Annotated in this window: 11 protein-coding genes; 6 read left to right on the top strand and 5 right to left on the bottom strand. The window is 60.0% G+C overall.

The window, feature by feature from the left end; genetic code table 11:
• Positions 1-81: 81 nt before the first annotated feature.
• Both ACFLEY_RS16550 and ACFLEY_RS16545 read left to right on the top strand, forming a co-directional pair.
• A complete protein-coding gene (locus ACFLEY_RS16550; protein ID WP_060907971.1) occupies positions 82-1,425 on the top strand; it encodes an IS1380-like element ISBdi2 family transposase in 1,344 nt (447 codons plus the stop codon).
• 994 nt (positions 1,426-2,419) lie between these two features.
• On the top strand, positions 2,420-2,785 hold the full coding sequence (locus ACFLEY_RS16545) for a hypothetical protein (protein ID WP_249163595.1): 366 nt from the start codon (positions 2,420-2,422) through the stop codon (positions 2,783-2,785).
• 178 nt (positions 2,786-2,963) lie between these two features.
• Here ACFLEY_RS16545 and istB read toward each other — a convergent pair whose 3' ends face one another.
• The 5 genes from istB to ACFLEY_RS16520 all read right to left on the bottom strand — a co-directional run bounded on the left by istB (position 2,964) and on the right by ACFLEY_RS16520 (position 8,735).
• Positions 2,964-3,731 carry an IS21-like element IS1631 family helper ATPase IstB gene (gene istB, locus ACFLEY_RS16540; protein WP_038952109.1) on the bottom strand — a complete coding sequence of 256 codons (768 nt, stop codon included), beginning with the start codon at positions 3,729-3,731 and terminating at the stop codon, positions 2,964-2,966.
• A 4-nt stretch (positions 3,732-3,735) separates the two neighbouring features.
• On the bottom strand, positions 3,736-5,493 hold the full coding sequence (gene istA, locus ACFLEY_RS16535) for an IS21-like element IS1631 family transposase (RefSeq protein WP_100214066.1): 1,758 nt from the start codon (positions 5,491-5,493) through the stop codon (positions 3,736-3,738).
• A 139-nt stretch (positions 5,494-5,632) separates the two neighbouring features.
• Complete coding sequence (locus ACFLEY_RS16530; RefSeq protein WP_249163605.1) at positions 5,633-6,451, bottom strand: methyltransferase domain-containing protein; 819 nt, start codon at positions 6,449-6,451, stop codon at positions 5,633-5,635.
• 299 nt (positions 6,452-6,750) lie between these two features.
• Positions 6,751-7,443 (bottom strand): Crp/Fnr family transcriptional regulator, encoded by a 693-nt coding sequence (locus ACFLEY_RS16525; protein WP_396604696.1) that lies wholly within the window; start codon positions 7,441-7,443, stop codon positions 6,751-6,753.
• 1,055 nt (positions 7,444-8,498) lie between these two features.
• Complete coding sequence (locus tag ACFLEY_RS16520) at positions 8,499-8,735, bottom strand: DUF6894 family protein (RefSeq protein ID WP_060910328.1); 237 nt, start codon at positions 8,733-8,735, stop codon at positions 8,499-8,501.
• A gap of 279 nt (positions 8,736-9,014) precedes the next feature.
• Between ACFLEY_RS16520 and ACFLEY_RS16515 the strand changes: the two genes are divergently transcribed.
• The 4 genes from ACFLEY_RS16515 to ACFLEY_RS16500 all read left to right on the top strand — a co-directional run bounded on the left by ACFLEY_RS16515 (position 9,015) and on the right by ACFLEY_RS16500 (position 13,496).
• On the top strand, positions 9,015-9,407 hold the full coding sequence (locus tag ACFLEY_RS16515; protein WP_211434651.1) for a response regulator transcription factor: 393 nt from the start codon (positions 9,015-9,017) through the stop codon (positions 9,405-9,407).
• Positions 9,408-10,011: 604 nt separating this feature from the next.
• Positions 10,012-11,460, top strand: coding sequence for a LamG-like jellyroll fold domain-containing protein (locus tag ACFLEY_RS16510; RefSeq protein ID WP_211434557.1), 1,449 nt, complete (start codon positions 10,012-10,014; stop codon positions 11,458-11,460).
• A gap of 90 nt (positions 11,461-11,550) precedes the next feature.
• Positions 11,551-11,994: a hypothetical protein gene (locus tag ACFLEY_RS16505; protein ID WP_211434556.1), complete on the top strand. Its 444-nt coding sequence runs from the start codon at positions 11,551-11,553 to the stop codon at positions 11,992-11,994.
• A 372-nt stretch (positions 11,995-12,366) separates the two neighbouring features.
• Positions 12,367-13,496, top strand: a protein-coding gene (locus ACFLEY_RS16500; RefSeq protein ID WP_129557650.1) for an IS3-like element ISRj2 family transposase whose coding sequence is annotated in 2 segments (ribosomal slippage) — positions 12,367-12,619 and positions 12,619-13,496 — 1,131 coding nt in all. Because the reading frame shifts where the segments join, the coding sequence is not laid out codon by codon here.
• Positions 13,497-13,537: the final 41 nt, after the last annotated feature.

Raw genomic sequence — 13,537 nt, 5'->3', positions numbered from 1 at the left:
CGTGGTGTAAAGCGCTGATGCGGCGTAGGATTCGGTTGCGAAGCCACCCCATCACCTTCAACCGCGAACGCCACGCCCGCCATGACCGATGATACGATTCTGCCCTTCTCGTTTCCAGCCATTCACGCCAAGAAAGTCACAGCTGCCTTCGATGGTGGGCGCCTAACCTCGAACGGGGGCGTGATGCTTCTGGCGATGGCCGAGCGGCGTCTCGGCTTGGCCGACAATCTGGCCCGGGTGTTCCCGGATCGGCGCGATCCGACGCGGGTCGTGCACAGCCTGGTCGATATGTTCCGCGCGCGCATGTTCGCGATCTGCTGCGGCTACGAGGACGCCGACGACCTCGATCATCTGCGGTCCGATCCCGCATTCAAGCTGGCCTGCGGACGGCTGCCGGACACGGGCCGCGATCTGTGTTCCCAACCGACGCTGTCGCGGCTGGAGAATGCTCCGCGCCTGCGCGACGTGATCCGACTGACCTACATTTTGGTCGACGCATGGATGGATAGCTACCCGCGCGAGCCGGCATCCGTCACGCTCGACATCGATGATACCTGCGATGTCGTCCACGGCCATCAGCAGCTCTCGCTGTTCAACGCTCATTATGACGAACGCTGCTTCCTGCCGATCCACGTCTACGACACGGAGAAGAGCCGTCCCGTGGCGGTCGTGCTGAGGCCCGGCAAGACGCCGGGCGGCGTCGAGGTGCGTGCCCTTCTGCGCCGCCTGGTACGGCATATCCGGACGCGGTGGCACAACACGCGAATTACGTTCCGTGGCGACGGGCACTATGCCCGGCCGGAGGCCATGGCGTGGTGCGAGACCAACGGCATCGACTACATCTTCGGTCTGTCCGGCACCAAGCCTCTCGCCAGAAAAGTCGACGAGGTCGCCGACGACATCCGCACCCGACGCGCCATCGAGAACCTGCCGGTTCTGCGTGGCTATACCGAGACGCGCCACAAGGCAAAGTCCTGGGATCGCGAACGGCGCACCGTCGCCCGTATTGAGGCGACGATGCTCGGCCTCGACATCCGTTTCGTCGTCACCAGCCTCGATGTCGGCTCGGCCGAGTGGATCTACGACAGCCTGTATTGCGCGCGCGGCCAAGCAGAGAATCTGATCAAGCTGCATAAGACACAGCTCGCCTCCGACCGCACCAGCTGCCGTTCGGCGCTCGCCAACCAGGTCCGTCTCGTGCTCCATACGGCCGCTTATTGGCTGATGCTGACCGTGCGCGAGGCCATTCCCAAAGTCCGGGAATTGGCCGCTGCCGAGTTCGCGACGCTGCGTCTTCGGCTCTTGAAGCTCGCCGCCCGTGTGGTCGAGACCTCGAGCCGCATTCGCCTTGCGTTTGCCGCGGCATGTCCCGAAGCCGACCTGATCTGCGGCTTGCCCGGCGCGCTGCTGCCGCTCGGTCCTTGACCGGCGGGGCGTCCGCCCCCGTTCGCCCAACCCATCCCTCAAGCGCGTTGCAAAGTACCGGTCGTCAGGCGGCGAAAAGCCGAAGGCAATCCTGTGCGCCTCGTCAGACAAGATGTGCGGCCGCATCAATCGGGCCCAAAAGCCGCACTCTCACGAATAGGACGGGCTAGATCACTCTGAGCCGCACGATGCCTCTCCCGTGCTTCTGCGCGCGCTCGGTCTCGCCACACCAACGGTGAGGAGACTGGCATCTGCTGAAGCCTCGACTATTTTTCTTGTTTTCGGGCGTGGCGTCAGAATGTCAATCTGACTGGGAGAAGCCGGCATCCCAGCTAACATGAGCGTCGGTGCAGCCGCGCTCTCCTCCACCCGGGCCGAGCCCAGCACCGCTACTTGATGCCCGGAGATCGGGAAGCCTGTAACTTCAAAAGTTGGGCGCTGTAGTGCGCATCCGTTGGCGTGATTGACGGCCACGCTTCCAATGCTCGAAATGGCGGTCACCATCAGAAACATTCTCTTCATGGGATTTCCCCTCTCTTGGATTAGAAGATATTCCCACCACAAATTCCATACTCATCCTAATCTTGGCCCACTTGAAACCATGTGAACTGCTTCACTTTTGGTCCGAGGCATTCCGCAAAGGTTCAATTGCGTTGAGAAAGGTCAGCGTCGTTGCACTTCCACAGAAGGCCCGTAGCCGCGCCGAACTGACTTCAGGTTGAACTGGCGGAAAACCATTGCTACGTTTCGAGGCTCAATCATTCTTCTGGTTGTGATGGGGCGGGCGATCGGGCTTACTGACTGTCAACCCGTTCAGTTGGAATAGGGAATATTTGGGCCTTGGCGCCCCGCCTCCGGGCGCATTTCAAAGTCGGCTGGGCGATGTCGTTGATGCATTTCCCTCCGTTCCCATTGCCCCGGAGGCAAGTTTATTACTCGGCGTGATCGCGTTCAAACAATTGAATTTTGAACAGGGGCTTTTATGAGAGCCCGGTTGCAGAATACCCACACCGTAAGATCGATGATGGTGGCATTGCTGCTGATGTCCATCCCCGTGGCGGCTCGCGATCCAGAAGGCAAATACGCGCAAGTCGATCCGGAAATGCACAGATGGTTCGAGCAATTGAAATCCGAAGGAGGAGAGGCCTGCTGCGCTCTTTCCGACGGAAATACTTTGCGGGACACAGATTGGCGAAGCCAGAACGGGCATTTCCAAGTCTTTCTTGCGAACGAGTGGATTGACGTTCCGGACGTTGCGGTCGTGAAGGGACCCAACCGCTTCGGGAGAACGGTTGTTTGGCCCTACTATGAGGACGGCCATCCCACTATTCGCTGTTTCATGCCGGGTAGTATGATTTAGGGGCGCGTGGTTAGTCCGGAAATGGCCCATGGCTCAGTTAGTTCGATGCGGCGGTTTGTCTGGAGTTGGGGGGAAAGCCGATTTGCCGGCTGAGCGCCCGGACCCCCGCGGGTCACTTCAAATTCCTCCGGGTGTGGTCAGTCAAATTCCTCCACCCGCGAGGCAGGACAAGGGACTGTTAGTTTGAGTTTGTTTCCCGGGCAAGAGCTTCAGCGGCTTCTTTGAGCCGATAGCTGCGTCCGTCGAACTCAAGCAGATGGCAATGATGCATAAGGCGATCGAGGATCGTCGTGCTCATAGTGTTGTCCCCAAGGTATGCCCCCCAATCCTGCACGACGCGATTGGAGGTGACGATGACGCTGCGGCGCAGTTTGTAACGCTGATGGATCAGGGTCTGCAGCAAAGTGCCGGCGTCGTCGGGGATGGCGCGTGCGAGGAATAGATCGTCCAGCACGAGGAGATCGCAGTCGATGATGGTTCGCAGCCGGACCTCGCGTTGTGCCGGAGAGTTCAGGGCGTAGCGGTGGAAGAAGTCGTCGGTCTCAAGATACTGGACCTTGTGGCTTTGCAGGATCGCCTGATAGGCAATCGCCTTGGCGATGTGCGACTTCCCGGTGCCAGGTTTGCCAACAAGCAGAGCGTTCTCGCCAGCGGCAATGAACGCCAGGGTGTGGAGCTGGAAGCAGGTCTGACGTGGCAGTTTGGGATTGAAGGACCAGTCGAACTCGGCGAGCGTCAGCTTTTCGTCGAGCCCGGATTGCTGGTATCGCCGCTCGATAAGACGGGACTGACGACGGTCCAGTTCATCCTGCAGGATAAGGGAGAAGGTCTCGAGGAAGGGCTGGTTGGCGCCCTGCGCCTGGAGCACGCGCGTCTGCAGCGTGTCGCGGACACCCGACAGGCGCAGCTGTCGTAGGCAACGCTCAATTTCCGGCATGGTCATCATGTGGCTAGGTCTCCAGTTTAAGGTGAGAAGGTGCAGCGGGAGCGCTCGTGGCGCCGGAGTTGGCCGGGGTTGCGCAGGCGACACGAGCGCGGATTGCCGTGGCGTGATCGTCGTGAGCCTCGGCCTGCCGACCATTGTCGTCGGCGTCGCGCCGCACAGCGCGGCTGAAGAGGTCGCCGTATTCCGCGGGGGTACGGATCAGCGGATGATCCTGGGTGAGCGGCGATGCCGGCTGTGGCGTCACTCCAACCTGCTCGATCGCCTGTTCGAACAACCGCTCGACGGTCGCACGCACGTGCTTGTAGCGGTAGATGCGGTTGTCGATGGCGTGCGCGCAGGCCTGCTCGACCAGCCGCGCCGGGTACTTCCGGCCCAGCCCGACAATGCCCCACATCGCGCGCTGTCCGGGGCGCCCTTCGGTGTCGAACACCTGCTGGCACAAGGCCCTGGTCTGCGGTCCGATGCGCTCGGCGCTCGCCAGCAGCACGGCGGTTTGCCGCGACGGGTTGAACGGCCGTTCGCTGGTCGGCAGGACGACAGAACCGGGGTGCGCCATCCGGGAATGAACACGCAGCAGCGCACGGGTGTGGCGATCACGGATCTCGATCGTGGTGGTGTAGATGCGCACGACGACCTGGCTGCCGATCGGCGCGGGCCGCGCGGCGTAATAGCTGTTGTCGACGCGTACGGTGGTGTCGTCGCAGACAGTCCGGACGACTTCGGTGAAGATGCGGAAGGGAGCGACAGGCAGCGGCCGCAGGTGCGGCTTCTCTTCCTGGAACATCGCCTCGACCTGACGGCGCGTGCTGCCGTGGATGCGTTTGGAAGCCCAGTTCTCCTCCCAGTGCCTCAAGAACTCGTTTTGCGCCTCCAGCGTCTCGAAGCGCCGTCCGGCCAGCGCAGTGCCCTGGGTATGTTGAATCGCATTCTCGACGCATCCTTTCCGATTTGGATCGGCCACGCGCGCGGGATCGGCGACCACGGCGTAATGAGCCAGCATCGCGCTGTAAATCGGGTTGAGCTGGGGCTCGTACAAATCCGGCTTGAGGACGCCTTCCTTCAGGTTGTCGAGCACGACATAGCTGGGGACCCCGCCAAAATACCGGAACGCCTCTTCGTGGAGCTGCGCCCAGACTTGTTGGCTGGACTTCCAGACTACCCGCCGGAAGCTGCGCCGCGAGTAGCGTAGCGTCATCACGAACAGGCGGGGACGACGGTACCGCCCGCTCTTCGGATCAACCGTCGGCGCGCCCTCGCCATAGTCGACCTGAGCTTCCTCGCCGGGGAGGAACTCAAGACGATCAAACTGCTCAGGATCAGCGTGCCGCAACCGGCGCACAAACCGCTTGACACTCTGGTAGCTGGACGGAAAGCCAAATTGATCAACCAGGTCCTGGTAAATCGCCTGCGCGTTCCGCTTCAGCCGGACCTGTTCTTCGATCCACGTCCGATGCGCTTCGCAAGCCGAACGGGCCAGGCTGCTGGTGACCGTCGCTTCCGATGTCCCAAAAGCCGGTGGTCGGGGTGGAGGAATTTGGCCGTCCGCGCTCACCGAGCCGGTGGTCACTTCCCCGGGGGAATTTGCCTCCGCACCGGCCCGCAGCGCCTGATAACGCCGGATCGTCTTGCGATCGACACCCGTCAGCCGGTGAATCTCGCGCTGGCTGGTGTTGCGATCAAGTAATGTAAGTACGGTGCTTTGCAGATGTCGCTTCAAGACGTTCAACTCCCCGGCCCCTTGCTGGCTAAAGGGGTCGAACATAAACGTCCTGCCTGACCGGCTACTGCTGTTCAGCGGCGCTGACGGCGATCATCAGGTGGGGGAGTTTCAAGTGACCATACCCGGGGGATTTTGACCGACCCACGGGGCCCGGACTTCTCAGTTTGACCGGAAGCAGACGTCAGCTGATCGAAGCCGTTGCCACGAACGATTGCCGGGGGAATGTCAGCTTGCTCCCCGCCAGCATCGAAGGGTCGAGGCGAGAGGCGGCGTCATCGGCAATCGACATGATTAGGCGCTCACGGTCAGGCGCACTTTTGTCCTTCAAGAGCGCAGCCATCGGCGTCGCCGTGAGCTGAAAGCGGACATAATCCAACATCGAGGGGAACGTGATCTGTTTTGTGACGGTTTCCACATCAACGACATCGAATCCAGCATGCTTCGCCCAAACGCCGACCTCCTGTGCATCGCAAGAGAGATGCTCCGAACGCTTGGTTCGTGACGCCTCTGCTCCGAGGTGCTTGTCGAGAGCCTGCACAAAAACGTGGGCTCCTGGCGTTCTCTCGATCGCGCTGTAGACGCTGAACCCAGCTCGGCCTCTCGGCTTGAGGACCCGCACCATCTCCTTGAGCGCTAGCGACCGATCTGGGAAGAACTGTAGCCCGAGTTGGCAGAGCACGACGTCAAAGCTGTTTGCATTGAACGGCAGGTCCAGTGCGCTACCCTCGACCCATTCAACAGTCGCAGACTTTACCCTCGCCACCGCGAGCATCGCCGCGTTGAGGTCTATGCCGACTAGCCGACCGGCGTGCCCGCGCTGCTCAGCGAGCCTCGCCACGACGCCTGTCCCGCAGGCGATGTCGAGTATGCTTTCCCCACGCCTTGGCCCGACACGGTCAAGCAGATCATTGGCCCATATGGAAGTGATCGCTGGAACGAGGTAGCGCTCGTAAAGCTCCGGTGCGCTGGCATCCATTTGCCAATGTTCATGAGCCGACATGACTTCCCCCACCGTGTCCGGGATTGGAAAGTACAAAAGAGACGCGATTTATTGTCGATGCTACCCACTTGGCGATCCACTGCAAGGCGTCCGAAGGTCTGCTTGGGGCCCTTCGCGGACCTGAACAGCGGGTCCGGCGATGTCCGCTCACAGTGGCAGAGCAGACCATCTATCTGGACCCGCCGACTTCCGAGTTTGACCCGTAGCGGTCGTGAGGCTGTCAGGTTCACAAGCGGGCAAGATGACCCCACGCTGGTGCGGCAGCTAGACCAGAGGGGCAACGTCCGAGCAGGTTCAATTCATTTTTCCTTTTCGGCACGCCTTCTTAGGTGAGGACTGTCGTGCAAGACCACGTTCAGCAGGGAATTATGGACCTCCAGTGATCCGTTGTATTTGATGAACCCAAGCTTGCGGAACTTGTTCATGAACATGCTGACGCGCGACCTGGTGGTCCCGACCATCTCCGCGAGTGTCTCCTGGCTTATCTTCGCTATGACCGGCTCGGGCTTACTCTCCTTGCCGAAGTTCGCCATCAAGAGGAGCACCCTCGCCAGACGCTTCTCACTGGAATTAAAAAGTTGGTCGACCAAGTCCTCCTCGACTCGGGCGTTCCTAGACAACAGGTGAGCCATGAACATCTCAGAGAACTTCGGCTCGTCATGGAGCACACGCACGATAGCTGCCTTTTCGAGCCGCATGATGACGCACTCCGTCACCGTCACGACCGTCGCCACCCGCAGCGGATGCCCATTTAGGCAGCTCTCACCGAAGAAGTCCCCATTTCCGTGGAGCGCGACGACCGCCTCCTTGCCCTGCTCGGAGACGACGCAGACCTTGACCTTGCCCTCCTGAATGTAGAAGACCGCATCACCGGGGTCTCCCTGAGAGAAGACTTTCCGATTCTTCCGATAGTTTGAAACGGTCCTCCCCGAGGCCACGGTGTGGAGGAACTCCTGGACGTCGAAGGGCTGCCTCTTCGTTGCCTTGGCCACGCTTCCCGCCTTTAATTATCAACTGGCTTACATTCTAGGGCAAACCGAACATCAGGAAAACCCGGCCCGGATGTCGGTGGCAGTGTAGTGGCACGTGTCCCCGGCGGCCAAGTGAGCACTAAAGCTCAGACTTCGGCTCCAAATGTGCGCAGACTCGTTCGTTATGGAGATGCCGAACCAAGAGGCGTCCCAGTAACAGGTGTCATCCTTCCGTTCGTATCAGCCGGCGCATTCGAGCCCAACGATATTGAGGCGATGTCCCTGGCTTGTGAGGAAGTCTGCCATTACCTTCATATCAACGGCGACGCGCGGGCTCGCGAGACCATCGCCGCGAGAGTCATCGAGCTGGCCCAGCGCGGCGAACGTTGCCCCACAGTCTTGCGCGACCGGGTGCTTGCGGGAATGAACGCCGGCCCCGGACGATGGCTGATGGGGTTTGGCGTCGTCTCAGGGACGCCCGCTAATGATGATCTCAAGCTGTCCACTTCTGGGCGTTTGTGTTGAAGAAGTCGGCCTGTAGATCGAGGCGCGCCGCTCGAACGTCGCGAATGACCCAAGGAGGACATTCGACTAAGCTGGGAGTGCTGCAGCACGTAAGGTCAGTAGCGACGAGCGTCCTCGACGCGTGATCACTGGGGTTGCGAGCAATTGCCCTAATTTGAATCTAGCGGCGACCTAACTCACTAACGACGCGTTAATTTCTTTTGGCATGTGAGCAATACTGACCAGCGCCGAGCCCAGTGGCAGTTCCACAGTGGGTTCCATCACCGCCCACCACGGCAACTACCGGTGACTGAGAGTTCTGTAACGCTCCCGCCTGATCAAGGCGTGCAACATGTTCCGCCATCCCCGAACGCTATGTCCTATGTGTCGAGCAGAAGCGGTGCTGGCTCGGATTACGCCCGGCCCCTTTGGCTTCGATATCCGGACGTTTGAGTGCCCCGCGTGCAAGGACGTCCACCAACTTGTGGCCGATCTGGTTGATCCGATGAAATCCCCACGAACAACCGGCTGGCTTCACGGTCAACTGCACGCGCCGACGTAGCGGCTGCACCTTATGGGGCCGGGTTTTCGTATGACGGCCTTGAATACACGGGCACGGTGCCAATCTCACGTCCGTCATCGCTGATTATTGCGATGCGACGCTCAGGATCATCTTCGGGCTTATCAAGTGAAACGCCGATGGCCAGCACCGTCGCCCTGATGATTGCAGCGATATCGTCGTCGCAAACAAACCCCGATGAATCAAAAAGCCTGTGGCCGTCCTCGACATCAAAAAAGTACCGGGGCATTGGCAACCTCTAGTGCGCCAAGTGCTTCCAGACAGCATTGTTCCGAATAGGCTGCCGACTAGGGGCCTCAAGCAGACCATGGGAAACTGCGAGGCCGCCCAGAGAGGCATTCGCGTCCGGGCTTTGGTTCACTTTCCCCGTCTGTTCTCTCAAGAAGGGTGTTTTAACCCCTAGTGGGCCCAATTTCATTGTGAGCAATATTGCTCACTTTCCCCGGAACGATAGTCTGTTCCCCGCGTGTACCCTTGCGCTCCTATTGCGGCGCACTGAGGTCCCCGAGTGGAAAACCAACAGCTTTTTATCCTGGTCGTTGAAGACGACCAGCTTGTTCAGAACCTTGTCGAAGACTGCCTGAGCGAGGGCGGGTTCGAGACTGTAGCAACTCCGTCCGGCGAAAAGGCCATTGAGCTACTTGATGCGGCCGAGGGCAAATACCGGGCGCTCGTCACGGACATCAATCTGAAGCCCGGTGAGATCGACGGGTGGGAGGTCGCGCGACACGCCAGAGAGATCGACCCCCACTTTCCCGTCGTTTACATGAGCGGCATCGAAGCAGACGATTGGGCATCAAAGGGCGTACCTAACAGCATCATGTTGGCGAAGCCGTTCGCGCCCGCGCAGCTTGTCACTGCCATTTCTCAGCTTCTCAACGCGATCCCACCAGCCGGGTAAGTGCCGCCTTAGTTGGGCGGCTTGTTTCATTTGCCATTGTGATTCACGTCGCCTGTTGGCCCTTAGCCGAAGGTCGATTGAGCGCGTGTCATGTCGGCTGTCAGGGGCAAACCGGACGCCGATCCAACTTGGCGTCCGCCGCTGCTTTTGACCCGGAGCTGACGGCGCGCGGCTTCGACATTCTTGAACGGTATCGAATCCCTTGGTGGGGCAGCGGGAGGTAGGCGAGCGCGCATGCGGCGCGAAAGAACTCAGGACCAATTTCGCCCCGCTCGAATGGATTGATGAAGATTACCCTCGTCGTCCTGAGCAATCACACCGCCGAATCAAAGAACCCAGTAATCATCCTTGAGTACCCCATCCGCCATATTGCTTTTCTCCTAAGCCGAGAGCATACGCCCACGCCGGCAAGGCATTTCTTGCCATCTGCTGTCCGTAAAACGGCGACGTACCGAGTTCTCCGTTTGCTTCGAAGTGGCAGCGTCGGTGCCATCGGCAGGCCTTTCGAACTTCCGCCTTTCTGAATGCCTCGGCGCGCGCCCGCGTCGGCGTGCGCGTTTTGCGGGCCCACGGGCCGGATCACGCAGCGACAGGAGGAAGCACCATGGCCATCACCGACGGCTTGCTCGCCTATTGGAATTTCGACGGCACCGCCGACGACGTCTCCGGCAACGGCAATGGGCTCGTGCTGATCGGCGACGCGACCTTCGACCAGGGCCTGTTCGGCCAGGGGCTGAGCCTTGATGGAAACGGTCTCGCCCAGGAGGTCGACGCCAACCCCACCTTCGCGTTCGAATCCGGCGATTTTACGGTCCAGATCTGGGCGGAGTTCAACTTCTTCTCCGGCGAACAGACGCTCATCGAAAAGTTCACCGGGGCAGGAGGGCCTGGATGGACCTTCACCATGCCTGTAAATCTCCAATTCTATTCGTATCCAGGTCCGGTGCTGAACGGCGGTGGCGCCCCATCGACCGGGACATGGCACGAGTTCATCATTGAAAGGGCCGGAAGCGAATTCAACATGTTCTACGACGGAAGCCTGGTCGCCACCTACGGCCCCTATTCCGGCGATTTGCCGGTCTCCTCAAATCCGCTTCTGATCGGCGCTCGGACTGATGGTGATGGCGGCCAAGGTTTTCGGCTCAATGGCACGGTCGATGACGTCGCGATCTGGGGCCGGGCGCTGTCCGCGAGCGAGATAGCGGCGCTCTGGAACGACGGGGCGGGGCAGCCCGTCGGATCGGCGACGATTCCGAACAACGCAGCGCCGGCGATTACTTCGAACGGGGGCGGAGAGACGGCGGCCATTTCGATCATGGAGAACACCAGCGCCGTGACGACGGTGGAGGCGACCGATCCGGACGCGGCGCAAGCGTTGAGCTATTCGATCAGCGGCGGCGCCGACGCCTTCTGGTTCGCGATCGACCCGACCAGCGGAGCACTCTCTTTCAAAACCGCGCCCGACTTCGAGAATCCGACGGATGCCGATCCCGACAACGTCTACAACGTGACCGTGCAGGTCTCGGACGGCAACGGTGGTACCGATACTCAGGCGGTTGCGGTCACGGTGCAGAATGTTGCTGGGTCGACGATCAATGGTACCAATAAGGTAAACACACTCACCGGATCGGGCGAAGAAGATTTCCTTTACGGGAAGGGCGGTAACGACAATCTCCAGGGCCTGGGAGGAAACGACTACCTCGACGGTGGATCGGGGAAAGACACAATGAATGGAGGAGCCGGAGCCGACAGGTTTGTCTTTTCCGCCTTCGCGGACAGCACGATTGCCAACTTCGATATCGTGCAAGGTTTCGTTCATGGCATCGACATGATTGATATTGCCGGGATCGACGCGAACGCCTCGAAGAAGGGCGACCAAGCATTTGTGTTCGCCGGTCAAAACAGCAGCGCCATTGCTAACAGCGCGACTTGGTACGAGAGCGGCGGCAATACTTTCGTGCAGGCCGATGTGAATGGCAATACGACCGCGGACCTTCTGATCCAATTGACTGGCACCAATCTCGGTCTCAGCGCGTCGGATTTTTTGCTGTAAGTATATTCTGACGAAATACAGTCTGCGTTTGGTTGGACTGTGATTCCGCCTTTTCCTTTTCGAGACACAAGTCCAAGAGGAGACTGCAAAATGCGTAAGGCCCTTTTTGCTTCGATGTTGGTCGTGGGTTTGGTCGCGTCGGCATCGGCGGACGAGGTGGGCACGATCAAACTCCACAGTGGTTGGAAACTGATCCAAGAACGTGTGGACAAAGGTGTCGCCTACGGCACTCTGTGGGCGATCACGTTCAACGACACGGGCAGCGGTCCTCTGCATATGGCACCTGCTTCCGGCACCTATAATCTTGCACAGGAGACCGGCAAGGGCGAGGGCGAACTCACTTGGGGTACCGGCGACGACCAACTGAAGGGGACGTTTACCATCACGGCTGCTGATGGCAAGGCGACAGGCGAGAACATCGTCACGGGAACTGGAAAACTTGCCGGAATAACCGGCGGCCCTTTTGCGTGTGCTTTTGTGGGCAAGCCTGAAGATCAACAGGCGTGGTGTACGCAGGTGTTTCGGCGGAAATAGGCCGCACGGTTCGTTCAAGGGCAAGCCCGCTCATTGGGGCCAGCTTCCGCGCCTGGACCCTGGCGAGCCCATGTTCAGTACAGCTCTGACCGACTTCGCGATGTCTTCGTCGCAAGTCGGCTTCAAGTTCTTCGACAATGAACCCGAAGCAAACACACAGCGAGCGGGTCACTTAGCCGAAGGTCAATTGAGCGCGGGTCCCAAGGGCTGGTCGATCAGTTGTTCAGTGGGGTAGCTGGCAACACACGACTGGGAATTTTCAGAATGCGCTGCCGAGCATTATAAGAGCTGGCCCCGCAAATTCGGACAGTAGCTTGAGTGGATTTTCTGCCTGACAGCGGCGAGGATTCTTGCTGCGAATCAGGAGCGAAGATGACGAAGAAGAGCCGCCGGACGCATTCTCCGGCATTCAAGGCGAAGGTTGCTTTGGCTGCGGTCAAAGGCGACAAGACACTGGCGGAGCTGGCGCAACTGTTTGATGTTCATCCGAACCAGATCACGATCTGGAAAAACCAGCTCCTGGAAGGCGCCGCCGGCGTGTTTGGGCATGACAAGACATCGGCCGAGACGCCGGTCGATTTGAAGGCGTTACATGCCAAGATCGGCGAGCTGGCGTTGGAAAACGATTTTTTGTCCGGCGCGCTCACCAAGGCGGGCCTGCTGAGCGCAAAGCGATGATCGACCGCGGTCATGATCTTTCTATCGTGCGCCAGGCGAAGGTCCTGAAGCTGGCTCGCAGCACGGTCTACTATGAACCTCGGCCAGTTTCGGCCGAGGACCTTGCCTTGATGCGTCGGCTCGATGAGCTGCATCTCGATTATCCCTTCGCGGGAGCGCGTATGCTGCGATCGTTGCTGCGGCGGGAGGGCGTATACGCCGGTCGCCGCCACATCGCGACGCTGATGAAGCGCATGCGGATCGAGGCGGTCTATCGTCGCCCGAACACGAGCAAGCCGGCTCCGGGTCACAAGATCTACCCGTACCTGTTGCGCGGATTGAAGATCGAGCGGCCCGACCATGCGTGGGCAATGGACATCACCTACATTCCGATGCGGCGTGGCTTCGTCTATCTCGCGGCGGTCGTCGATGTGTTCAGCCGACGGGTCCTGGCCCATCGCGTCTCGATCACAATGGAGGCGGCCTTCTGCGTCGAAGCGGTCCAGGAGGCGTTGGCGAAGCACGGCAGGCCCGAGATTTTCAACACGGATCAGGGCAGCCAGTTCACCAGCCTCGAGTTCACCGATGTGCTGCTGGACGCGAAGATCGCCATCAGCATGGACGGCAAGGGCGCCTGGCGCGACAACGTGTTTGTCGAGCGGCTCTGGCGCACGGTCAAATACGAAGAAGTTTATCTCCGCGCCTACGACAGCGTGTCCGAGGCGCTAGCGTCAATTGCCAAGTATCTGGCCTTCTACAATCAGGGACGCCCTCACTCGAGCCTTGACGGGCGCACGCCCGACGAGGCTTACTTCGGCACGCAAGCTATGGTGATGGCCGCATGACCGTCGCCGACGGTTTTGTCGTCGCTCTGGTCGGGCTACGC

The organism is Bradyrhizobium sp. YCK136 (genome assembly GCF_044570075.1).
In the GTDB taxonomy this organism is placed as follows: Bacteria; Pseudomonadota; Alphaproteobacteria; order Rhizobiales; family Xanthobacteraceae; genus Bradyrhizobium; species Bradyrhizobium diazoefficiens.
The sequence above is the reverse complement of the archived record's forward strand: the minus strand, read 5'-3'. Positions and strand labels throughout refer to the sequence as shown.

Coding starts and splice junctions, on each gene's coding strand:
- ACFLEY_RS16550 (WP_060907971.1), top strand. CDS start 82: ATGACCGATGATACGATTCTGCCCTTCTCGTTTCCAGCCATTCACGCC.
- istB (WP_038952109.1), bottom strand. CDS start 3,731: ATGATGACCATGCCGGAAATTGAGCGTTGCCTACGACAGCTGCGCCTG.
- istA (WP_100214066.1), bottom strand. CDS start 5,493: ATGTTCGACCCCTTTAGCCAGCAAGGGGCCGGGGAGTTGAACGTCTTG.
- ACFLEY_RS16530 (WP_249163605.1), bottom strand. CDS start 6,451: ATGTCGGCTCATGAACATTGGCAAATGGATGCCAGCGCACCGGAGCTT.
- ACFLEY_RS16520 (WP_060910328.1), bottom strand. CDS start 8,735: ATGCCCCGGTACTTTTTTGATGTCGAGGACGGCCACAGGCTTTTTGAT.
- ACFLEY_RS16510 (WP_211434557.1), top strand. CDS start 10,012: ATGGCCATCACCGACGGCTTGCTCGCCTATTGGAATTTCGACGGCACC.
- ACFLEY_RS16505 (WP_211434556.1), top strand. CDS start 11,551: ATGCGTAAGGCCCTTTTTGCTTCGATGTTGGTCGTGGGTTTGGTCGCG.